This window comes from Streptomyces sp. NPDC047049 (assembly GCF_040643995.1).
Lineage (GTDB): Bacteria > Actinomycetota > Actinomycetes > Streptomycetales > Streptomycetaceae > Streptomyces > Streptomyces mooreae.
On record NZ_JBEYVM010000002.1, the window covers coordinates 14,999 to 35,933 of the forward strand.

At 71.6% G+C, this 20,935-nt stretch carries 23 protein-coding genes; 11 read left to right on the forward strand and 12 right to left on the reverse strand.

Annotated features, from left to right (window positions below):
* Nucleotides 1–2: 2 nt before the first annotated feature.
* On the reverse strand, nucleotides 3–647 hold the full coding sequence (locus tag ABZ851_RS04185) for a sigma-70 family RNA polymerase sigma factor (RefSeq protein ID WP_361121900.1): 645 nt from the start codon (nucleotides 645–647) through the stop codon (nucleotides 3–5).
* Between the two features lie 380 nt (nucleotides 648–1,027).
* Between ABZ851_RS04185 and ABZ851_RS04190 the strand changes: the two genes are divergently transcribed.
* Nucleotides 1,028–1,846, forward strand: coding sequence for an SAM-dependent methyltransferase (locus ABZ851_RS04190; RefSeq protein ID WP_361121903.1), 819 nt, complete (start codon nucleotides 1,028–1,030; stop codon nucleotides 1,844–1,846).
* 115 nt (nucleotides 1,847–1,961) lie between these two features.
* Here ABZ851_RS04190 and ABZ851_RS04195 read toward each other — a convergent pair whose 3' ends face one another.
* The 5 genes from ABZ851_RS04195 to ABZ851_RS04215 form a co-directional block, all read right to left on the reverse strand.
* On the reverse strand, nucleotides 1,962–3,380 hold the full coding sequence (locus ABZ851_RS04195) for a cellulase family glycosylhydrolase (protein ID WP_361121906.1): 1,419 nt from the start codon (nucleotides 3,378–3,380) through the stop codon (nucleotides 1,962–1,964).
* 307 nt (nucleotides 3,381–3,687) lie between these two features.
* Complete coding sequence (locus ABZ851_RS04200) at nucleotides 3,688–4,128, reverse strand: PTS fructose transporter subunit IIA (RefSeq protein ID WP_311623803.1); 441 nt, start codon at nucleotides 4,126–4,128, stop codon at nucleotides 3,688–3,690.
* Nucleotides 4,125–4,721, reverse strand: a complete 597-nt coding sequence (dhaL, locus tag ABZ851_RS04205; protein WP_361123682.1) for a dihydroxyacetone kinase subunit DhaL — start codon at nucleotides 4,719–4,721, stop codon at nucleotides 4,125–4,127. The genes ABZ851_RS04200 and dhaL overlap by 4 nt, the downstream gene beginning before the upstream one ends.
* Before the next feature lie 171 nt (nucleotides 4,722–4,892).
* Complete coding sequence (dhaK, locus tag ABZ851_RS04210) at nucleotides 4,893–5,885, reverse strand: dihydroxyacetone kinase subunit DhaK (RefSeq protein WP_361121909.1); 993 nt, start codon at nucleotides 5,883–5,885, stop codon at nucleotides 4,893–4,895.
* A gap of 400 nt (nucleotides 5,886–6,285) precedes the next feature.
* Nucleotides 6,286–7,794, reverse strand: coding sequence for a glutamate synthase subunit beta (locus tag ABZ851_RS04215; RefSeq protein WP_361121912.1), 1,509 nt, complete (start codon nucleotides 7,792–7,794; stop codon nucleotides 6,286–6,288).
* Between the two features lie 372 nt (nucleotides 7,795–8,166).
* Between ABZ851_RS04215 and ABZ851_RS04220 the strand changes: the two genes are divergently transcribed.
* On the forward strand, nucleotides 8,167–9,249 hold the full coding sequence (locus ABZ851_RS04220; protein ID WP_361121915.1) for a PP2C family protein-serine/threonine phosphatase: 1,083 nt from the start codon (nucleotides 8,167–8,169) through the stop codon (nucleotides 9,247–9,249).
* Between the two features lie 54 nt (nucleotides 9,250–9,303).
* On the opposite strand, the gene ABZ851_RS04225 is transcribed toward ABZ851_RS04220, so the two are convergent.
* A complete protein-coding gene (locus ABZ851_RS04225; RefSeq protein WP_361121918.1) occupies nucleotides 9,304–11,472 on the reverse strand; it encodes a SpoIIE family protein phosphatase in 2,169 nt (722 codons plus the stop codon).
* 281 nt (nucleotides 11,473–11,753) lie between these two features.
* On the opposite strand from ABZ851_RS04225, the gene ABZ851_RS04230 reads away from it, so the two are divergent.
* The 9 genes from ABZ851_RS04230 (at nucleotide 11,754) to ABZ851_RS04270 (ending at nucleotide 15,957) form a co-directional block, all read left to right on the forward strand.
* Complete coding sequence (locus ABZ851_RS04230; protein WP_336048836.1) at nucleotides 11,754–12,146, forward strand: gas vesicle protein; 393 nt, start codon at nucleotides 11,754–11,756, stop codon at nucleotides 12,144–12,146.
* A gap of 87 nt (nucleotides 12,147–12,233) precedes the next feature.
* On the forward strand, nucleotides 12,234–12,683 hold the full coding sequence (locus ABZ851_RS04235) for a gas vesicle structural protein GvpA (protein ID WP_361121921.1): 450 nt from the start codon (nucleotides 12,234–12,236) through the stop codon (nucleotides 12,681–12,683).
* A 3-nt stretch (nucleotides 12,684–12,686) separates the two neighbouring features.
* The gene (locus ABZ851_RS04240; RefSeq protein WP_361121924.1) at nucleotides 12,687–13,400 is read left to right on the forward strand and encodes a GvpL/GvpF family gas vesicle protein; all 714 of its coding nucleotides are present in this window, start codon (nucleotides 12,687–12,689) and stop codon (nucleotides 13,398–13,400) included.
* A 9-nt stretch (nucleotides 13,401–13,409) separates the two neighbouring features.
* On the forward strand, nucleotides 13,410–13,664 hold the full coding sequence (locus tag ABZ851_RS04245) for a gas vesicle protein GvpG (protein WP_328388949.1): 255 nt from the start codon (nucleotides 13,410–13,412) through the stop codon (nucleotides 13,662–13,664).
* 108 nt (nucleotides 13,665–13,772) lie between these two features.
* A complete protein-coding gene (locus ABZ851_RS04250; protein ID WP_361123685.1) occupies nucleotides 13,773–14,306 on the forward strand; it encodes a gas vesicle protein in 534 nt (177 codons plus the stop codon).
* Nucleotides 14,303–15,124, forward strand: coding sequence for a GvpL/GvpF family gas vesicle protein (locus ABZ851_RS04255; protein WP_336048832.1), 822 nt, complete (start codon nucleotides 14,303–14,305; stop codon nucleotides 15,122–15,124). The genes ABZ851_RS04250 and ABZ851_RS04255 overlap by 4 nt, the downstream gene beginning before the upstream one ends.
* Nucleotides 15,121–15,372 (forward strand): gas vesicle protein, encoded by a 252-nt coding sequence (locus tag ABZ851_RS04260; protein ID WP_088796560.1) that lies wholly within the window; start codon nucleotides 15,121–15,123, stop codon nucleotides 15,370–15,372. Before ABZ851_RS04255 ends, ABZ851_RS04260 begins: the two co-directional genes overlap by 4 nt.
* On the forward strand, nucleotides 15,359–15,766 hold the full coding sequence (locus tag ABZ851_RS04265; RefSeq protein WP_361121929.1) for a gas vesicle protein K: 408 nt from the start codon (nucleotides 15,359–15,361) through the stop codon (nucleotides 15,764–15,766). The genes ABZ851_RS04260 and ABZ851_RS04265 overlap by 14 nt, the downstream gene beginning before the upstream one ends.
* Before the next feature lie 17 nt (nucleotides 15,767–15,783).
* The gene (locus ABZ851_RS04270) at nucleotides 15,784–15,957 is read left to right on the forward strand and encodes a CsbD family protein (protein WP_361121932.1); all 174 of its coding nucleotides are present in this window, start codon (nucleotides 15,784–15,786) and stop codon (nucleotides 15,955–15,957) included.
* Nucleotides 15,958–16,071: 114 nt separating this feature from the next.
* Here ABZ851_RS04270 and ABZ851_RS04275 read toward each other — a convergent pair whose 3' ends face one another.
* The 5 genes from ABZ851_RS04275 to ABZ851_RS04295 all read right to left on the reverse strand — a co-directional run bounded on the left by ABZ851_RS04275 (nucleotide 16,072) and on the right by ABZ851_RS04295 (nucleotide 20,706).
* Entirely contained in the window at nucleotides 16,072–16,608 is a 537-nt protein-coding gene (locus tag ABZ851_RS04275; protein WP_088801903.1) for a DNA starvation/stationary phase protection protein, read from the reverse strand.
* Nucleotides 16,609–16,810: 202 nt separating this feature from the next.
* Nucleotides 16,811–17,779, reverse strand: coding sequence for an SDR family oxidoreductase (locus tag ABZ851_RS04280; RefSeq protein WP_361121935.1), 969 nt, complete (start codon nucleotides 17,777–17,779; stop codon nucleotides 16,811–16,813).
* A gap of 30 nt (nucleotides 17,780–17,809) precedes the next feature.
* Nucleotides 17,810–18,754, reverse strand: a complete 945-nt coding sequence (locus tag ABZ851_RS04285) for a Rieske (2Fe-2S) protein (protein ID WP_361121938.1) — start codon at nucleotides 18,752–18,754, stop codon at nucleotides 17,810–17,812.
* Complete coding sequence (locus ABZ851_RS04290; protein WP_361121941.1) at nucleotides 18,751–19,776, reverse strand: SRPBCC family protein; 1,026 nt, start codon at nucleotides 19,774–19,776, stop codon at nucleotides 18,751–18,753. Before ABZ851_RS04290 ends, ABZ851_RS04285 begins: the two co-directional genes overlap by 4 nt.
* Nucleotides 19,777–19,782: 6 nt before the next feature.
* Complete coding sequence (locus ABZ851_RS04295) at nucleotides 19,783–20,706, reverse strand: histone protein (RefSeq protein WP_361121944.1); 924 nt, start codon at nucleotides 20,704–20,706, stop codon at nucleotides 19,783–19,785.
* Nucleotides 20,707–20,935 lie beyond the last annotated feature (229 nt).

The following is a 20,935-nucleotide window of genomic DNA, read 5'->3' on the forward strand; positions in this document are numbered from 1 at the left end:
GGTCAGTTCCCCCTGGAATATCCCTGGTCGATACCGAGCGCGGCGGCGAGCTTCCGCTTGCCGCGGCTTGCGTAGGAGCGGACGGTGACTTCGTCGACGCCGAGCAAGGAGCCGATCTGTGCGTCGCTGTACCCGATGACATGGCGCAGCACGATCACATCGCACTGCCGCTCCGGCAGCCGGGCGATGGCCGCGTACAGCCCCAACTGGCTCTCCAGCATGGCGAACTGCTGCTGGCACTCGCGCAGCAGGGCGTGGGTGACGACGGCGAACGCGGCGGTCTCGGTGAGGGCGGTGGGCTGCTGGTGGTCGTACAGCCACTCCACCACCCGTTCCTTGAGCACCGACCAGGCGTACGCCTCCACCGAGGCCTGCCGCAGCGCATGCGGCCACAGCCGGCCGAGCCGGCCGTACGCCGCCCGGGTCACCTCACGGGCCGCGGCCTCGCTCCCGGTGTGCAGATAGGCGTACGTCAGCCATTTACGTGCATGCGTGGCCAGGAAGGCCTCGAAGGTGATCGAGAGCTGGCGGTCGAACGGGTCCTGCGCGACGTCCGGGAGCGAACCGCGGGGGAGCGGAGCTAACTCCGCCGTATGGACATGCGCGGGGGCGCACGCCGGTCGCAGTCGGTCCCGGTCTGCGCTCACGGGCAGCCTCGTTCCGTTTCGCCGTGCACCGAGCCGGGCGCCCAAGCGCCGCCGGCCGCGGGAGGGGGGTTGGCCCTCACCCTCCAATGAACCGGAAAGGGCAGCCGTTTGTGGCATCGCCCGGGCAAAAATCTGCCGCTGCGTATTCATATGACTACGCGTGACCCTGGCATGTGACCACGGGCGGCACCGGCCGGGCCGCCCGGCAGGAAGCCGCCGGTGTGCCCCGGCATGATCCGGCACGTACGGGGCAGTGCTCCAACAGCCGGGCGCACGGCGGCGGTTGATGCACCGGCCGGAGTGCGCGGCGCGCAAGGGGGTGTCACCGCACGCCGAGGAGGCGTGCCGGGGCAGGTGCCGTACTGGGGAGGCAGCAGACGATGAGCGAGCACGGATCCGTGGTGGATCTTCAGCTGGACCGGGCCCATTCGTCCCGGATCTATGACTACTTCCTGGGCGGCAAGACCAACTTCCTGGCCGACCGGATGGCCGCCGGGGAGGTGCTGAGTGCCTTCCCCGCCGCGCTGGTCGCCGCCCGCATCAACCGTGAGTTCATGCACCGCGCCACCCGCGTCCTCGCCGAATCCGGCCTGCGGCAGTTCCTCGACATCGGCACCGGCATCCCCACCCCGCCGAACCTCCACGAGGTCGCCCAGGGCGTCGCCGCCGACGCCCGGGTCGTCTACACCGACAACGACCCGATCGTCCTCGCGCATGCGGCGGCCCTCCTGCTCAGCACCCCCGAGGGACGCACCGCCTACGTCCAGGCCGATGTCACCGACCCGGCCGGCATCCTCAAGGCGCCCCAGCTCCTCGACACCCTCGACCTGAACCGCCCGGTCGCGCTCAGCCTGAACGCCCTGATGCACTTCGTCCCGGACGACGACCGCGACCACGCCCACACCATCGTCGAGACGCTGAAGGCCGCGCTTCCGTCCGGCAGTACCCTCGCCATGAGCCATGCGACGGCGGACTTCGACCCCGGGGCGATGGGCAAGATCATCAAGATCTACGGTGCCGCGGGCACCCGGCTCCAGTTCCGCTCCCGCGCCGCCTTCCTGCGCTTCTTCGACGGCTGGGAGCTGCTGGAACCGGGCGTCACCCTCTCCCACCAGTGGCGCCCCGACCGCCCCGAGGACGCCACCCATGTCACCGACGCGGAGGCCGCCTGCTACGCGGGCGTCGCCCGCAAACCCTGAACCCGCGGGAGCGGGCGGCCCGGTGACGTGCACGGCCCGGACGGTGGCCGCGCACCGCGGCACGCATTGCCGCGGTGCAAGGCGTGAGATCCGCAGCGCGAGGACCACGACCGGGCTACCTGGGGCTGATCGTGACCCGGTAGGTGGATTTGGCCCTGCCGTGGGTGCGCACGAGGACGGTCGGGCCGTGGTCGTCCCAACTGGCTCCGCCGCCTTGGACCTCGACGCGGTAGCCGCCCGGGTACGTGTCCCTGGGCACGGTGATCCGGGTGGGTCCCGCCGCGTCGTCGCGGGTGCGGAAGGTGAGCGTGTAGGTGCGGGTGGCCGGGTCGTACGCGAACGTCAGCGGATCGCCCGCGACGGCCTGCGCGTACGGCTGGACGAGCAGCTGGGCGTTGGGCTTCACGGCGCCGGTCTGGTCGAGGAAGCAGTAGCCGCCGCCCCGGCACCACTGCCACCATGTCCAGCCACTGGAGAAGCGGTCCTGGGCGGCCGTCATGTCGGTGACGAACTGGCGTGCGTGCGGAACGTAGGGGTTGCCGCCCCATTCCCCCACGATCACCGGCATGCGGTGACGGGTCGGGTAGTCGCTGATCGCGGCCTCGAAGGCGGGGATGAAGGTGCCGTTGGGGTCGTAGTCGGCGCCCGTTTCCATCCCGGTCTCGTAGAAGTGCGGCGCGTAGCCGGCGTGCGGGTCGTCGATGCGGCCCATCCGGGTGGGGACGCCGAGACCGACGATGACGGTGGGTTCGACGAACACCCACGACCTGTGGTCGACCAGGCGGATCGCGCGGGCAAGCCGGTTCCACAGCTCGGTGAGCTCGGTGGCCTCGAAGCGGGCCGCGGCGGCGGGGAGGTCTTCGCCTTCCAGGAACTTCGCGAACGGCTCGTTCATCAGGTCGTAGCCGAGCAGCGCCGGGTGCCCGCCCAGGGCGGCGGCGACCGTCATCCACATACGAGCGTGCGCGGCGCGGAGGTCGGCGTCCTTGTACAGGTGGTCAAAGGCGGTCTGTACGGAGGGTTCGAAGTACTCGGAGAACCAGTCGTCGGGTATGGGCTCGAACGGTAACCCCTCGTCGCGGGTGGCCCAGTCGGGGACGCCGCGGGAGCCGAAGTGGGGGCCGTACACGTCCTGGTGGGCATCGAGGACGACCTTGATGTGGTAGCGGTCGGCCCAGTCGAGGATGCGGCGCATCTTGGTGAGGTAGCCGCGGTCGTAGTGCCCGGGGGTGGGTTCGAGGTCGTCCCAGAAGAACGCGAGGCGGGCGAGGTTGAAGCCCCGGGCGGCCATGCCTTCGAGGTCGCTCTCGTGGATGCCGGCGAACGCGTGGGCGCCTCGGCTGCTCTTGTCGGCGAGGTTGAAGCCGCGCCACTGGAGCGCGCGGCCTTGGCCGTCGGCGATGAAGGTGCGGCCACCGACCGTGACCCGGTCGGGGGCGCGGTCGGGGTGGGCCCGGGCCTGCGCGGGGAGGACGCCGAGCAGGAGAGCGGCCACGGCGAGGGCGGCGGGTGCGACGCGGGAGGTCAAGCGCATGCAGGAGCCCCTTTCGAGGAGGGCTGCTTGAGCGGCGTGCTACTGGCCGACCGGATGGTACTGGCGGGTGGGTCAACTTCCCAGAAGCCGGCGGGAGTTGGCGGGAGGTGGTGGTGCGGCTCCCCGGCCTCCGCGCCTCCCGGCGGGACCAGCAAGAGACGCCCGCGTCGAGCGTAAAAACCGGGCCTTCTGAGAACGGGGGGAATTGTCGCAGTCCCCACCGATCTCAGAAGGCCCTCACCCGTTCAAGCACCACCAGCGTGCATATCGCCTGTTACCGACTTCCGGGAGCAACGCACCCGGCGCTTCACTCCTTGCGGTATCCGTACGCCTCCCCGGCCGCCGCCGCGACCGCGTCCAGGTCCGCCCCGGCCGACGCGGCGACCACGGCGGCCACCGCGCCCTCGACCAGCGGCGCGTCCACCAGCCGGGCGCCCTCGGGGAGTTCGTCGCCCTCGGCGATCAGGGCCTTGACGGTCAGTACGGCGCTGCCCAGGTCGACCAGGATCGCCACGCCCGCTCCGCGGTCCACCGTGCGTGCCGCCTTGGTGATCAGCTCCGCACTCGTCCCCAGCCCGCCGTCCGGTGTACCGCCCGCGCCGGCCACCGGCACCGTGACCCCGTCGCCGGCCAGTCCGAGGGCCAGCGTCGCCACGGAATCCGCGACCGGCCCGCTGTGCGACACCAGCACCACCCCGACCGGAGCGCCCTCGCCGCCGGCCGTACCGCCTGCCGTCCGCGCGCTCACTTCGCCACCTCCGCAAGCGCCGCGAACAGCAGCGACGAGGAGGCCGCCCCCGGGTCCTGATGCCCGATGCTGCGTTCCCCGAGGTAGCTCGCCCTGCCCTTCCTGGCCTGCATCGGTACGGTCGCCAGTGCGCCCTCCTCGGCCGCCTCGGCGGCCGCGTCGAAGGAGGCCGACAGGGCGGCGACCCCCGGCACCAGAGCATCGAGCATCGTCTTGTCCCCCGGCGCCGATCCGCCGAGCTGCCCCACCGCGTCCACCCCGGCGGCCAGCCCCGACCGCAACTCCTCGGCCGACACGCGCGCCGCCTCGCCCAGCGCCTTGCCGGCGCGCCGCAGCAGCGTCCCGTACAGCGGCCCGGACGCCCCGCCCACACTGGAGATCAGCTGCCGGCCGGCGGTGGTCAGCACCGCGCCGGGCGTCGCGGGCGGCTCCGCCTCCAAGGTCTTGACCACGGCCGTGAAGCCGCGCTGCATATTCCTTCCGTGGTCGGCGTCACCGATGGGCGAGTCCAGCTCGGTGAGCCGGTCGGCCTCCCGGTCGATGACGGCGGCGGCCGCCGTCATCCAGCGTACGAAGAACGCGGCATCCAGCACCGTTTCGGACACGGACTACTCTCCTTGGTTGTTCGGGCACGGAGTGAAGAAAGCGGAAGCCGTACGGCCACAGGCAGCGGATACGGGCCTGCGGACCCGCACGGACAGAAGAGATACGGAGACGGATGCCGCCCCGCCGCAGCCTCCTGCGGAGCGGGTGCGGCGGTGGTGTCACCGCCCCCACCGAAGGGCGGGCGTCTGTACCGGCGCGTCCCACAGCCGCAGGAGTTCCCCGTCCACCTGGCACAGCGTCACCGAGCAGCCGGCCATGTCCAGCGAGGTCACATAGTTCCCCACGAGTGTGCGGGCCACGGCCACGCCCCGCTCGTCGAGCACCCGGCGGACCTCGGCGTTGAATCCGTACAGTTCCAGCAGCGGGGTCGCCCCCATGCCGTTGACCAGCACCAGTACCGGCAGCCTCGGATCCAGATCCTCCAGGACCGCGTCCACGGTGAAGTCCGCGATCTCGCGCGAGGTCATCATCGCGCGGCGCTCCCGCCCCGGCTCGCCATGGATCCCGACCCCCAACTCCAGCTCGCCCGCCGGGAGATCGAACGTCGGGGTGGCCTTGGCCGGGGTCGTACAGGCGCTCAGCGCCACGCCGAAGCTGCGCGACGACGCCACGACCTGCCGGGCCAGCGCCTCCACCCGTTCCAGCGGCATGCCCTCGTCCGCCGCGGCACCGGCGATCTTCTCCACGAAGAGCGTCGCCCCGGTGCCGCGCCGCCCCGCGGTGAACGTCGAGTCGGTCACCGCGACATCGTCGTTGACGAGCACGCTGGCCACCTGCACCCCTTCGTCCTCCGCCAGCTCCGCCGCCATCTGGAAGTTGAGTACGTCACCGGTGTAGTTCTTGACGATGAACAGCACCCCGTTGCCGCTGTCCACGGCCGCGGCGGCCCGCACCATCTGATCGGGCACCGGCGAGGTGAAGACCTCGCCCGGACAGGCGGCGTCCAGCATCCCGGGCCCGACGAACCCCCCGTGCAGCGGCTCGTGCCCGCTGCCGCCCCCGGACAGCAGTGCCACCTTCCCCTCCACCGGCGCGTCCCGCCGTACGATCACCCGGTTCTCGGCATCCACCACCAATTCGGGGTGCGCCGCGGCCATCCCGCGCAGCGCATCGGCGACCACGGTCTCGGCGACGTTGATCAGCATCTTCATGGGTACCTCCCGGTGACTTGAGCAGGCGAGCTTTGAGTGACGTTCTTCCAGGTCAGGTGGGGTGTCGAGCTGTGCTGATCTTGACATGCTCCGGCGTTTTCCGACAGGGGTGAAGGGGGGCGGGGCCCGCAGGGCCGGGGCTGGGCCCGGCGGACCTCACACCCTGCTGACGGGCCGTCAGTCATGTTCGCTTCGGCCTCCGACGTGCCGGGACTCGGTGGTGCAAGTATCGGGCGAGGTGGCCGCTGGTGGCACTGTTGCGTGCTGGTGTCGTTGTGATCGGTGTGGCGTGATGACTGCGCTGCTTCCCTGCTCCGGTGCCGGGTAAAACCATCGATCCGCAGACGGGCCCACTCGTCAAGCCCCGCGGGCGAGGCGAGTGGCGAGGGCTCCGCCGGCGTTACGCCACCAGAGGCCGGTCGCGAGGGCCGATCGGGGCGGGAAGTGCGGTGGAGCCGGTCAGATACCGGTCCGCGGCAGCCGCGGTGGCCCGTCCCTCGGCGATGGCCCACACCACCAGGGACTGGCCGCGCCCCGCGTCGCCCGCGACGAAGACCCCGTCCGGACCGGTGGGGGCGGTCCGTCCGGCAGGCCACACCGCCTCGGCCGCGAAGTCGCCGTCCCGGGCGAAGTTCCCCCGTTCGTCCAGCGTGAGCCCCAGCTGCCGGATCAGACCGCTGTCGCGCTCGGGACCGGAGAATCCCAGCGCGAGCAGCACCAGCTCCGCCGGGATCACCCGCTCGGTCTCCGGCCGCGGCCTTCGGGCCGTGGGCTCCACCTCCGTCAGGCACAGCGCGCACACCTGGCCCGCTGTTGTCCCTTCGAAGTGCAGGGTGGCGGAGGAGAAGACCCTCGGATCCGTGCCTTCCCGGCCCCTGGCCTCTTCATGGGCGTGGGAGATCCGGTAGACCTTCGGATAGACGGGCCAGGGCTCGCGGTCCGGCCGGGCATCGCCCGGCTCCGGGTTGATGTCCAGCTGTACGACGGAGGCCGCGCCCTGGCGCAGGGCGGTGCCCAGGCAGTCCGAGCCGGTGTCCCCGCCTCCGACGATCACCACATGCTTGCCCTCGGCGGTGACCGGCGGCATGGCGTAGTCGCCCTCCACGACCCGGTTGGCGAGGGGCAGGTAGTCCATGGCCTGGTGGATGCCGTGCAGCTCGCGGCCGGGCACGGGCAGCTCCCGCTGCTCGGTGGCGCCCACGGCGATGACCACCGCGTCATGGCGCCTGCGGAGCTCGGTGGCGTCGAGATCGCTGCCGACGTCCACGCCCGTGCGGAACTTGGTGCCCTCCGCCCGCATCTGTTCGATGCGGCGGTCCAGATGCCGCTTGGCCATCTTGAACGCGGGGATGCCGTAGCGCAGCAGTCCGCCGACGCGGTCGGCGCGCTCGTAGACCACGACGGTATGGCCGATGCGGGTGAGCTGTTGTGCCGTCGCCAGCCCCGCGGGGCCGGAGCCGATGACGGCGACGGACTTCCCGCTCAGCCGCTCCGGCGGATGCGGCGCCGCATAACCGCGCTCCCAGATCTGGTCGGCGATGGCCTCCTCGACGTTTTTGATCGTCACCGGATCGGCGTTGAGGGCCAGCACGCAGGCGGCCTCGCACGGCGCGGGGCACAGCCGGCCGGTGAACTCGGGGAAGTTGTTCGTCGCGTGCAGCCGCTCGGCCGCGGCCCGCCAGTCGCCCCGCGCGGCGTACGCGTTCCACTCGGGGATGAGGTTCCCCAGCGGGCAGCCGCTGTGACAGAACGGTATGCCGCAGTCCATGCAGCGGTCCGCCTGCTCGGACACCAGCGGGAGCAGTGCCTGCCCGGCGTAGACCTCGTCCCAGTCGTCCAGCCGTTCCTCGACGGGGCGCGGCGGGACGGGCCGGCGGGGGAACTTGAGGAAGCCGCGAGGATCGGTCATGCCCCGCCTCCCTCGCTCACTCGCGGTGCACTACGGCGGTTCAGGTCAGCCTACGCCTGCTTTGTCCCGGTTTCAGCGGTCGGCGGCCCGCGGTGAGAGGCCGCGTCCCGGCGAGGTGACCGCTCAGGGCAAGGGACGTGTCAGGGCAAGGGAGGCGCCCCGGTAAGGGAAGCCCGGTTCCCCGCCCGGTACCCCTGGTGCAGCAGCGGGCGCATCCGTCCCACAGGGCGTATATGTGAATCCATCGGGAGGTCCCGACCGCGTGAACCCGTCAGGAGGTCCCCGTATTCTCCGCGGCGCGCGCGGCCCGGCAGCGAGAGGGGCACGGTGAAGAGCTTGCAGCCCACGCCGGCGAGGAGGTCGTGGACGCTCGTGGCAGTGGCCCTCCTGGCCGGCATCCTGCTGGATCTCTTCGCGCCCCAGCCGTACACGGGGCTCCCGCTGCTGGCGGCCGCGCCGCTGATCGCGGGCGCCATGCTCTCCTTCCGTTCCGCGTGCGTCGTCGTGGGCGTCGTGTGTGTGGTCTCGGTGGCGGTGGATCTCGAGCGCGGGCGTCCGGCGACGCCACGGTATGTCGATCTTGCCGTGGTCGGTCTGATCGGTGTGCTGGGGCTCGCGGTCAACCGGCTCCTGCTGCGCCAGGGGCGCGATCTCGCGCTGGCCAGGGACGTCGCGGAGGCGGTCCAGCGGGCGGTGCTCCCCGATCCGCCCAGGGAGGTCGGGCCGCTGGCGGTGGCCGCCGGGTACACCGCGGCGCAGGCCGAGGCGCGGATCGGCGGTGATCTGTATGCGGTGCAGGAGACGCCGTTCGGGGTGCGCATGATGATCGGGGACGTGCGGGGCAAAGGGATGGAGGCCGTCGCCGCCGTGTCCGTCGCCATCGGCGCCTTCCGCCAGGAGGCCGAGTACGCCCCCACCCTGGCCACACTGGTCCAGCGGCTGGACGAGGCCATGGCCAGGGCCGCGGCCAGGAGCGGCTCGGTGGCCTCCACCGAAGGGTTCACCACCGCCGTGCTGGCCGAGGTGTCCGACGACGGCGGGGCGCTGAGCCTGGTCAACCGGGGGCACCCGCCGCCGTACCTGGTCCACGGCGGGCAGCTCGTACGGCTCGACCCGACGCTCCCGCAGCTGCCCCTCGGCATGGGCCTGGGGGACACCGCGCCGGCCGGCTCCGCTCCCGTCGACATGGTGCGGCTGCCCCTGGGTGCCTCGTTGCTGCTGGTCACCGACGGGGTCACCGAGGCCCGGGACGCGGCGGGCACTTTCTACGATCCGGTCTCCTCGCGCCGCATGAGCAGGCGGTTCACCGAACCGGAGGCGCTGGTGGCGGCCCTGACCAGGGACGTCGGCCGCTGGACCGGGGGGCATCACCAGGACGACATGGCCATCCTGGCCGTTACCCGGCGTGGTGCTTCTTCGTCGTCTTCCTCGGATACGCCCCCTGCGCACACCTGAACTGACGCAACGTCATGAGCTGCTTCCCTGGGGCAGGCAGGTGCACCCGGCGGGTCAGACGGGTGTGACCGGCCCGGCCGGCAAGGCGGCGAGCAGCATCAGGGCCACGTCGTCCTGCCGGTCCGTATCGTCCTGCCGGTACTCCAGGAGGGTGTCGGCGAGACGTTCCGGGCCCACCGGCGGCGCGTCGTTGAGGCGCCGGGCGAGGTCGGCGACGGAGTGCTCCGGGTCCGTTCCCGGCGTTTCTACCAGGCCGTCGGTGTACAGGGCCAGCACGGACTGCGGCGGCAGGGTGATCTCCGTGGCGGTGTACCGGGCGCCGGGCTCGATGCCCAGGAGCAGCCCCGGAGGGATGTGCAGCACCGTGGTGTGGCGGTCGGGGTGGCGAAGCAGCGGCGGTGGATGGCCGGCGCCGGCCAGGCACGCCCGCCGCGTCCGCAGGTCGATGTGGACGTACAGGCAGCTGGTGAACAGATCCGGGTCCAGGTCGGCCAGCAGCCGGTTCGTCCGCGCCAGTACCTCGGCGGGGGAGGCCCCGGCGGTCGCATAGGCGCGGACGGCGGTGCGGGCCTGCCCCATGAACGCGGCAGCGGCCGCGTTGTGGCCCTGCACATCGCCGATGACGGCAGCGATGCTGTCGTCGTCGAGGCGGATCAGATCGTAGAAGTCGCCGCCGATGTCCATACCGCGGGTCGCCGGCAGGTAGCGGGCGGCGACGGCGAAGCCCGGTACGCGGGGCAGGCCGTGCGGCAGCAGGGCGGCCTGCAGATCGTGCGCCAGTTGCTGCTTGGTGTCGTACAGGCGGGCACGGTCGAGGGCCTGGGCGATCAGGCCCGCGAGTGAGGTGAGGACCTGGCGCTCGTCCTGGCTGAACGTGCGGGGCCGGGTGTACGAGAGGATGCAGCAGCCCACCGGGCGGCCGGAAACGATCAGCGGCAGCACCGCCCGGGCCGCCTTGCCGGTCAGCTGCGGCAGCCCCGGGTACTCGCGTTCCATCTCCTCGCGGGTGGTGTAGAAGCTGGGTTCGCCGGTGGCGAGGGCGTGGACGGCGGGGCTGACGGCGGCGCCGAGGGCGACGCCTTCGAAGGTGGCGACGGCTTCGGCGGAGTAGCCGCGGTGGCCGATGGTCCGCAGCCGGCCCGCCTCGGCGGAGTACATGATCATCCCTTGGGCCCCGAACGCCGGCACGATCTGGTCGGCGACGAGATCCACGACGTCCTGGACCCCCACGGCCTCGGTGAGGGCGGCCGAAAGATGCAGCACGTGGTAGATCTGGCCGGCCCGTGCGGGCATGGCGTCGGCCGGTGTGGGATACGGCTCCACCGGGCGGTAATCCTTGTCCGAGGGGCTGATCCACACGCTCAGGCCCCTGCCGTCCGGGAACAGCCGGAAGGTCAGCCACTGGTCCGGTGGCCGGCAGGCGGTGAACGACATCGGCCGACGGCTGATCACCGCGGCGCGGTAGCGGTCCTCGAAGGCCGGGTCGCGCAGCCACGGCAGGATCTCCCAGGGCCGTGCGCCGAGCAGCCGGGTGTCCCGCTCACCGAGCAGCCTCGCCGCGCCGGTCGTCACCAGGGTGATGCGTCCTTCCAGGTCGAGGGCGCAGCAGCCACCGGGCAGCCGCTCCAGGCAGTCGGCCGCCGCCAGCGCCTCGTTGGGGCTCACGGGCCGCACCGGCGGGATGGTCAGCACCCGCGGCCCATCCGACGGGGAAGCGGAGCCTGCGGACGGGGGAGCGGAGTCTGCGGGCCGGGGACCGGGGTCTCCGGGCCCGGGGTGTTGCCGCAGCAGCGCCGCCAGGTGCCGGCACGAGGCCTCCATCGCCGTGCGCTCGTCCGCCGCGAGCCGCGGGGCGTGGCCGGCCGGCCACAGCAACAGCAGCGCGCCCCGGGGGCCGGTGGTGGCGCCGACCGGCGCGGCCGCCAGCGAGAACTCATAGGGCACGGCCACCGCGGTACGGAGGAAGTCACGGGACAGCTGCCGCCGGCCGCCGGCCCACACCAGGCGCTGTTCGCGCGAGGCGACGGCGACCGGGATCGGCGCTGCCAGCGCCACCCGGCTCCAGGGCGCCAGGAAAGCCGCCGGGAGCCCGGTCATGACGGTCAGCTGCAGCACCGGCTCGTCGTCCGCCAGCACATACAGCGCGCCGGCCGACGCCCCGGTCTCCCGCAGCGCGCACAGCAGCGCCCGGCCCACCGGGTCGGCTCCGGCGCCGCCGGTCATCGCACACCCGCACACAGCTGTCGTGCCATCGAGGCTCACTCCGGCGCGCCGGTCCTCCCCGTGCCGAGACCGTCAGGACGTCTTGGTCCTGGCGTCTCTTACGGGACAGTCCCGACGTTACGCCGCCGGGCGGGCCGCGGCACTCGTGACCGAACCGTCCGATGCCTCCCGGTAATGCCCTGACCAGCCCAAGATGCGGTGAGCTGAGCACGTATATCATGTAATAGCGTCGCGTAGCAGTGACGCGGGCAGCATGTCGCCTCCGATTCCGGAGAGGGAACATGGCCGCAAACGAAGAGGACGAGGCCGGAGAAACCCGGCGTCCGTCCGGTAAGAAGACCGCCAGGAAGACCGCCAGGAAAACCAGCAGCGTTCGGGCCGGCAGCCGCGAGAGCGAAACGGAGCGCACGGCCCGCCGCGTTTCCGCGCCACGTGCGATGCGGTACGCGGCCGAGCAGCTGGAAGAGTTGCTGGGCCGGCCTCCGGAGTCCGTCTCCTCGGTGAAGCCGACGGAGGACGGCTGGCAGGCGGACGTGGAAGTCCTGGAGCTGGAACGTGTCCCTGCGACCACCAGCGTGATGGCGACCTACCGGGTGGTGCTGGACAAGGAGGGCGAGCTGGTGGCGTACGAACGCACCCGCCGCTACACCCGAGGCCAGATCGACCGGCGTTGAGGCCCCGGTTGCCGTGGCAGAGCGTTCGCCAGGCGAATGACACGGCCACTCCGCACCAGACGGGGTGGGCCGGTGAAAGGAGGCACCGTGACTGTGGTGCCGCAAAGCGGAGGACCCGTCGCCACCGGCGGCGGAGGGGGCTCCGGAAATCTCTACGACATCCTCGATCTGATTCTGGACCGCGGGCTGGTCATCGACGTCTTCGTGCGTGTCTCGCTGGTGGGTATCGAAATCCTCAAGATCGATGCCCGCATCGTCGTGGCGAGCGTCGACACCTACCTGCGCTTCGCCGAGGCCTGCAACCGCCTCGACCTGGAGGAGGGGCGCAAGGCGCCCTCCCAGCTGACCGACATCGTCGGCGAGGTCACCGAGGGCGGTTCGCACGGCAAGGCCAAGGGCGCGCTGTCCGGGGCCGCGGAAGCGGTGACCGACGCCCTCAGGGGCGGCGGGGACGAGGACCGCGAAGAGAGGCACAAGGAGCCCGCCGAGCGGCGCGAGCGCACGGCTCGCCGGCCGGCCCGGCGCCGAAAGGAATGAGCGATGTCCGTCTACGTGTACTCCATTGTCGCGACCACCCACCCACAACAGCTCGAGGGCCTGGACGGGGTGGGAAAACCGCCGTCCACCCTGCGCACGGTGCAGACCGAACAGCTCTCCGCGGTCGTCAGCGACGCTCCCGAGGAGCTGCGTCCCAAACGCCGCGACCTCGCCGCCCACCAGGCCGTCCAGGAACGGCTGATGGCCGACGGCACGGTCCTGCCCCTGCAGTTCGGCTTCACGACCACCGACGACGACGCCGTGCGGGACGTGCTGGAGGAGCGTGTGGACGAATTCACCGAGCGGCTGGAGGCGCTGGCGGGCTGCGCCGAATACCACCTGAAGGCGGCCCAGGAGGAGGAGGCGATGCTGCGCCAGATCCTGCGGGAGTCCGATGAAGCCCGTGCGCTCAACGAGGAGATCAGAAGCGGCACCGGAAGCCCGGACCTGCCGCTCGCCCTCGGCGAACTGGTCTCCAAGGAGGTGCAGGCACGGCAGGACCGGCTGGCCGGCCAAGTCCTCGATGCGCTGCGCGGGTTCGCCCGGGAGGAAAGCGGGTCCCCGCCGGCCGGGAACGATTTCCTGAGCGTGTCCTTCCTCGTGGAACGGGACAACGAGAAGAGTTTCCTCGCCGCTGAGCAGGATCTCGCCAAGGAGCTGGGGGAGGACTTCGACCTCCGGCTGCTCGGCCCGCTTCCCGCCTACAGCTTCGTCTAGGGAGGCCTCATGGGCCTGTTGAGCCAGATCGCCACCTTTCCGCTGGCGCCGGTGCGCGGCGTGGCATGGGTCATGGAACGCGCTCTGGAGGCCGCGGAGAACGAGTACTACGACCCCGAACCCATCGAGCGGGAACTCGCCGAGCTGGAACGGGCGCTGCTGGCGGGAGAGATCTCCGAGGAGGCCTTCGACCGGCGCGAGGACGAACTCCTGGACCGGCTGGACGAGATCAGGGCCCATGCCCAGGGCACCGACACCACCTGACCACGGCGGCCGGCGCGGCGGCGGGACGCGGGAACGCGCACCCGTCGCCACGCCGGGACATGAGGGAATCGAGGTGCAGTGGCCGTGAATGAACCCGTCGCCCGGAGGATGGGTGACTACCCGTCCAGGGCCGGCCCGTACAGCGGCCAGGGCTCCTCGGCCAACCTCGCCGACATCCTGGAGCGGGTCCTGGACAAGGGCATCGTCATCGCGGGCGACATCCAGATCAATCTGCTGGACATCGAACTGCTCACCATCAAGCTGCGCCTGCTGATCGCCTCGGTGGACAAGGCGAAGGAGATGGGCATCGACTGGTGGGAGCACGACCCGTCACTCTCCTCCCGGGCCGCCGACGGCCACCACTCGCTCGCGGAGGAGAACAAGCGGCTGCGCGCCGAGATCGCGGCCCTGCGCGAGGGCGCCGAGCTGTCCCCGGCGCAGGAGTACGAGGAAGCCGAGGAGGACGCCGGGGACGAAGCCGGGGCGTACGAGGAGGACGCCGAGGAGGCCGAGGAGGCGGAGGAGTACGAGGAGGCAGACCGCCCGGCCGCCACCCGTCGCCCCTCCCGCACTGCACGCCCCACGCGCACGTCGCGCACCAAACGGGCCGCGCCCCGTAGCAAGCGGCGGGACGAGCCATGACGACCGAGACGACCGTCACCTACGCCTACGCCGTCGCGCAGGACCCCGACGGCTCGCTGGAGGAGGCCCTGACCGGACTGCCGGGAGTCGCGGACGGGCCGGTGCACCTGGTGCGCGCGGGAGACCGCGGCGAGGTGGTGGTGGCCGTGGGCGCCGTACCCGAGCGGGACTTCGAGGAGTCCGCACTGCGTGCGCATCTGGAGGACCTGGACTGGCTGGAGTCGGTGGCCCGTGCCCACCACCGGGTGATCGAGGCGCTGGCCGCCCGCACCACCGTCCTGCCGCTCCGTCTGGCGACGGTCTACCTCGACGACGCGCGGGTGCGGCAGATGCTCGACACCCGTCAGGAGGCGTTCGCCGAGCGGCTGTCCGACCTGGCCGCGCACACGGAGTGGGGCGTCAAGATCTATGTCGAGGCGCCCGCGGCCACCGGCCGGCCCGCCGAGCCGCCCGCGGACGCGGACCTGAGCCCCGGACGGGCCTACCTCAGCCACCGCAAGGCGCAGCGGCACGCCCGCGAGGACGCCTACCGGGACGCCGAAGAGGTCGCCCGGCGCGTCGAGGACGCGGCCCGCGGCTATGCGGTGGACCGGGTCCAGCACCGGGTGCAGCAGGGCGAACTCGCCCGCGGCCCGGGGGAGAACGTCATCAACGACGCCTACCTCGTCCCGCTGGAGCACGGCGAGAGCTTCCGGGCCGAGGTCACCCGGGCGGCGGAGGGAAGCTCCGGGGTGCGCGTCGAGGTCACCGGGCCCTGGGCCCCGTACTCCTTCGCCACGCCCCCCGAAGCCGAACCGCTGAAGCGAGCCGCCCCGTGAGGCCGGCGGGCGGGCCGCCGGCCAGGGCGGACGAGCCCCTGCCGGACCGGCAGATCGCCCTGATCGACCTGCTGGACCGGTTGCTCAGCGGAGGCGTGGTCCTCACCGGAGACATCGTCCTGTCCATCGCCGACATCGACCTCGTACGCGTCTCGCTGCGCGCCCTGATCGTCTCCATCAGCGAACAGAACCCCTCCCCGTGGCGCTCCACCGCGCCCCTGGTACGGGACGACGATGACAGCCGGTGACCGCCGCCCCGGCAGCCGCTTCGACGACGTCGCCGATGCGGCCGCCCGTGCCTTCGATTTGCTGCCCTCGACCCCGCAGGACGTCCGGCCCCCGGCCGGGCCGGGACCACGAAGGCCGGCGCGCCGGGTAAGCGCCGACCCCGACACGGTCGAGCGGGACCTGATCAAGCTCGTCCTCACGCTGGTCGAGTTGCTGCGCCAGCTCATGGAACGCCAGGCCCTGCAACGGGTCGACGCCGGAGACCTCACCGAGGAACAGGAGGAACGCCTGGGAGCGACGCTGATGATCCTCCATGACCGGATGGTGGAACTCTGCGCGCAGTACGACCTTTCGATGCAGGACCTGAATTTGGATCTCGGTCCGCTCGGGACCCTGCTGCCACCCGCCGAATGACCTCGAAGGAGTACGACATGGGTATCGGAAAGAAGGCCAGGAACATCGGCCATATCGTCGAGGGAAAAGCCAAGGAAACGACCGGAAGGGCCCTCGGCAACAAAAGCCTGCAGCGGCGAGGAAAAACGGAACAGGCCGTGGGGAAAATGCGGCAGGCAGTGGAAAAGGGCAGGGACACCTTCAAGCGCTGAGGCAGGCACGGTGCACGCCCTGACGGTTGCGGCCCCGCCGTCACACCTGGTGCGACGGCGGGGCCGGCCGGGCCCGGTGACCGGCCCGGTTGCCGGGGCCCGCCCCGGTGCGGCTCAGGGCTGGCGCCGCGCCTGGTCGACGGCCGCGCGGCCGGCCGCGAACTCCCCGTCGGCGGCGCCGGTGCTCAGCTTGCCGCCGGCGCTCTCCAGGTGTGCCCGGACGAACCACTGGAACAGCTCCAGCGACCGCAGATGCTCGATCAGCAGGTCCTGCGTCACCGGATCCGTCTTCTCGGTGGCGGCGACCGCCTCGCGGTGGTCCTTGATGATCCCCGAGTAGACGACGTCCAGCGCGCCCAGGTGCTCGATCGCCTGCGCCCGTCCGACGGAGTAGTCCTCCCAGGTCCGCTCGGCGGTCAGGGCGCCCGGCGTACCCGTCGGGGAGCCGCCGAGCGTGGCGATGCGCTCCGCGGTGGCGTCGACCATCGAACGGACGGCCTCGACCTGCGGATCGAGCATTTCGTGGACGGCGATGAAATGCGGCCCCACGACATTCCAGTGCACATGCTTGAGGGTGAGTGCCAGGTCGTTGAGCGCATGCAGCCGGAGCCGCAGCCGCCCGATGACCTCTCCGCCTTCGGCCTCGGTCATGCCGGGAACGGTGTACTCGGGGGAATTGCTCGCTGCCACGGTGAAGTCTCCTTTCACCACAGGTGGGGTCTTCCTGTGGTGAAAATCCGCGTGCCCGGCAACTCCGCCCGAAAACACGCGCCCGCCCCGGGATATCCCTTTCCCCGTGCCCGCCGCTGCCTCCGCGGGCGGGCCCCGGACCGTGCGGGCGCACCGGAGGCGGTCAGCGCTGGTTGTAGCGGTCGGCCGCCCGTTCGTTGAGGGCGCCGAGCACACCGCGCAGCCGCCGGGCCGGCGGCTGTTCCCCGGCCGCGACCGCCCGGCCGTCGACGGTGCCGCGGCCGCCGTCGCGGGGCAGCACCCGGGCGACGGCCGACAGCAGCCGGGTGGTCGTCACCGGCGCCAGCCCGTGTGCCCTGGCACCGAGCCGGGCGGCCGGTGTCAGCACGATGCGGGGGCGCCGCCGTTGCAGCGCGCGGACGATGCGTTCCGCGGCCCGTTCGGCGTTCATGGACAGCACGGGGGCCCCGGCCAGCGCCGAGAACCAGGCGTACTCCCGGCGCCGGTCCCCGCCGAAGAGGGCATGGAGATGCGACCCGGTGCGCATCAGGCCGGGGTGGACCGCGGTCACCGTGACGCCGTGCGCGCCCTCCTCGGCGCGCAGCCCCTCGGCCAGCGCGGCCACCGCCGACTTGGCGCAGGAGTACGGCAGCAGATGCGGCACCGCCAGCAGCCCCCCGACGGACCCGACGAGCGCCAGCCGGCCGCCGGCCGGGCTGTGCCGGAGGTGGGGGAGCGCGGCGAGGGCGGTGTTCAGGGCGCCGTGGAAGACCGAGTCCATCGCCTCCTGGAACCCGTCGGGGCCGAGCGCGTCGGCCGGGCCGACCTGGATGATGCCGGCGTTGGCGATGACGATGTCCAGCCCGTCGTGGGCCCTGGCGATCTCCGCGAGGCGGTCCTGCAGCGCGGCCCGGTCCCGCACATCGCACACCACCCCGCGCACCGTGCCGCCGCGGAACTGGGCCAGCCTGCCGACGGCCCGGCCGAGTTCGGCCTCGTCCCGGGCCAGCAGCACGACATCACAGCCGCGCCGCAGCAGTTGGCGGGCCAGGAGGAGCCCGAGCCCCCGCGAGCCGCCGGTGACGACGGCGGTGAGCCCTTCGATCGAGGGAGCGGCCGGAGGCACACCCATGACGATTCCTTCCCTTGGGGGCCGGCCAACTCAGCCCGCGCCGGGCAGCCGTACCCGGACGGCGCCCTCCCCGTCCACGCTCACCTGGAAGGACGGCTGGGGAGCGGTGGCCGGGCCACGGACATTGGCGCCGTCCGACAGCCGGAAGGCGCTGCCGTGCCACGGGCACACCACGCAGCCATCGGTGACCGTGCCCTCCGTGAGGGGCCCCGAGAGGTGGCTGCACCGTCCGGCGAGGACATGGATGTGCCCGCCCGCCAGGCGGACCACCAGCAACGGGACCTCGCCCAGCTCCCGGCGCACCGCCTCGCCGACCGGGAAGTCCTCGACCCTGCCGATCGGGTGCCAGCCCTCGTCCAGCAGATGCGGCACCGGCTCCGCCTTGTTGGCACCCGCGGCCTGCCGGTAGGCGAGGTGCCCGCCGAGCATGCCGCCGGTCCCGGCCGCGCACAGCCCCGCGAACCCGAGCACCTTGCCCCGTGCCGTACGGCCGCGGCCGCGATGCACCCAGGACCGTGCGTACAGCCCGACGGCCACGGCGATCGACGCCGCGTGCACCAGTCCCGTACGCATCTGCTCCTCGTGCTGCTCGGCCCAGTCCACCCAGCCGGCCCACGCCGCCGGTACGGCCGTGAGGATGCCCACCCCCACCAGGAGGCGGGCACCGCGCCGGGTCCCCGGGACGGCGTCCAGCACCGCGGCGGACAGCCAGGCGCCCATGGGTACCTGCACCAGGGCGGGATGCAGCGGATGGCCGATCGGCAGGCCGTGCAGCACATCGCGGTAGCGGCCCAGGGGCAGGCCGCGCACCACCCGCCGCAACGGGCCGGTCAGCGCATCCAGCTTCTCCAGGCGGCCCAGCGCGTCCAGGGACGCCACACAGGATTCCGCGGCCCGGGCGGCGGCCCCTGCTGCCGCGGCCCCTGTGGCGGTGGCGCCGCCCGGCGCGAGAGCCGTGAAGGATGCCGCTCTCATTCCTCTTCCTCCCCTTCGTCTTCCTCCTCCTCGTACTCCTCCTCGGGCTCTTCCTCTTCCTCCTCGTCGCCCTCTTCGCCCTCGGCCTCCTCGTACTCCTCCTCGGGCTCTTCCTCTTCCTCCTCGTCGCCCTCTTCGCCCTCGGCCTCCTCGTCCTCGTACTCCTCCTCGCCGTCCTCGTCCTCGTAGCCCTCGGCCTCTTCGCCCTCGGCCTCTTCTTCCTCGATGGCCTCTTCATGGCTCCGAACGACCTCGCCGTCGCGGATTTCCCCGCGCCAGCCCTCGGGCTCCTCGTCGGTGAGGGTGACGTAGCGCTGGAAGTGCTTGAAGTCCAGGCGCAGCCGGCGTCCCTGGGCCCGCCAGATGTTCGCGGTCTTCTCGAAGAATCCGGAGGGGTAGTACTCGACGACCAGCACGATGCGGGTCAGGCTGGGCCCCAGTTCGTGAAAACTGACGGCACCCCGGGTCGATCCCTTGGCGCCCTCCGAGGTCCAGATGATGCGTTCGTCGGGCACCTGCTCCTGGACCGTCGCTTTCCAGCCCCGGGTCGAGAAGGCGACCTTGGCCTTCCAGTCACTGGTCGTCTCGTCGTGCAGCGACACATTGCGGACACCCTTGGTGAAGCCGCTGAACTTCTCGTACTGCGTCCAGTGGTCGTAGGCGAAACGCAGGGGCACCCCGATATCCAGGACTTCGATGATATTGGTGACCTTCTTGTCCCCCGATTTGCGCTTCTTGCCGCCGAAGAGGCCCTTGGCCTTGTCCACCACGCTGTCCTTGACGTTCTCCGCGGTCCCCTTCACGGCGGCTTTGACGGGGGAGTCGCCGCCGAGCAGGTTGCCCGCGATCTTGGACAGCGATCCGCCGTTCTCGGCGACATCGGTGAGCTGGTCCGTCACATCCATCAGTTTGTCGCCGGCCCGCTCGGCCAGATTCCCCACCCATTTCGTGGCGTAGTCGCCGAGTTCGCTGCGCAGTCGGTCGATTCCCGAGTCCGTGTTGTCCCGTCCCGTCTTGGCCATGACCGGTTACCTCCGGCGCTCGGTGCGCGATGATGTCTTCTTGGCGGTCTTCTTCGCAGCGGGGGCTGCCTTCTTTCCTGCGGCGGTCTTCTTCGCAGTGGCTTTCCTGGCGGGCGCCGTTTTCTTCGCGGCGGTCTTCTTGGCTGCTGTCTTCTTCGCCGCGGTCTTCTGTGCCGTGGCCTTCTTCGCCGGAGCCGCCTTCTTGGCCGGGGCCTTCGCGGCGGTCTTCTTGGCTGCTGTCTTCTTCGCCGCCGTTTTCTTCGCGGCGGTCTTTTTCGCGGGTGCCGTCTTCTTGGCGGCCGTCCGTCCCGCGGCAGCCTTCGTCGCGGCCGTCGTCTTCGCCGCGGTCTTCCCGGCGGACTTCTTGGCCGGCGGCCGCTGTGCGCCCTTCTTCGCCGGGGCTCCCCGTTTCGCCTCCGGCGCACGCCTCCGCGGCTCCGGCTCCGGCTCCTCTTCTTCCTCTTCTTCCTCGCCCTCGTACTCCTCCTCCGGCTCCTCCTCTTCCTCGTACTCGCCCTCCTCGTCCTCGCCTTCGGGTCCCTCGCCCTCTTCTTCCTCGTCGTACGCGTACTCCCCCTCGTCCCCCTCCTCCTCTTCCTCCTCCGGCTCCAGCCCGATGCCGTCGAGCTTGAGGGACCGGTCGTGGAGGGTGTCGGCGAGCGTCGTCAGGCGGCGGTTGGCGGCCGTCGTCAACGCCTTCCGGCCGGCGTCCATCACTTCCCCGCGCAGTTGGTCACCCAGCTCCGCGACCTGGGGGATCTCGCCGAGCTTGCGCATCCCCTGGACCACGAGCTGGCGTGGTTCAAGCCCGAATTGACGTCCGGCGATATAGGACGCCACGGTGAGCGCGAACCGGCCCTTCTTCGTACGGCCCAGCACATAACCGCCGGCAAGTGCGGCGGCCAGCAGGACCTTGGACGTGTCATTCATGGGTGCGACACCCTCTCCGGGACTTGCGGCGGATCGGCGTTCGTGCAAGGGCCGCCGCCACGGTGCGGCACGGTTCTGCCCTGTCTCCAGAGTGATCGGTGTCCGGACCGGCGCATCTCGAAAGGTCCGAAAGGCTCCGTGCGGTCACCCTGAGGAGGCGTCCGGTCCTGCTGCGTGGCGAGGCGCGGCGCACAGCGGCAGCGGCGTCACGGCAGGTGTGCGGGCGCCG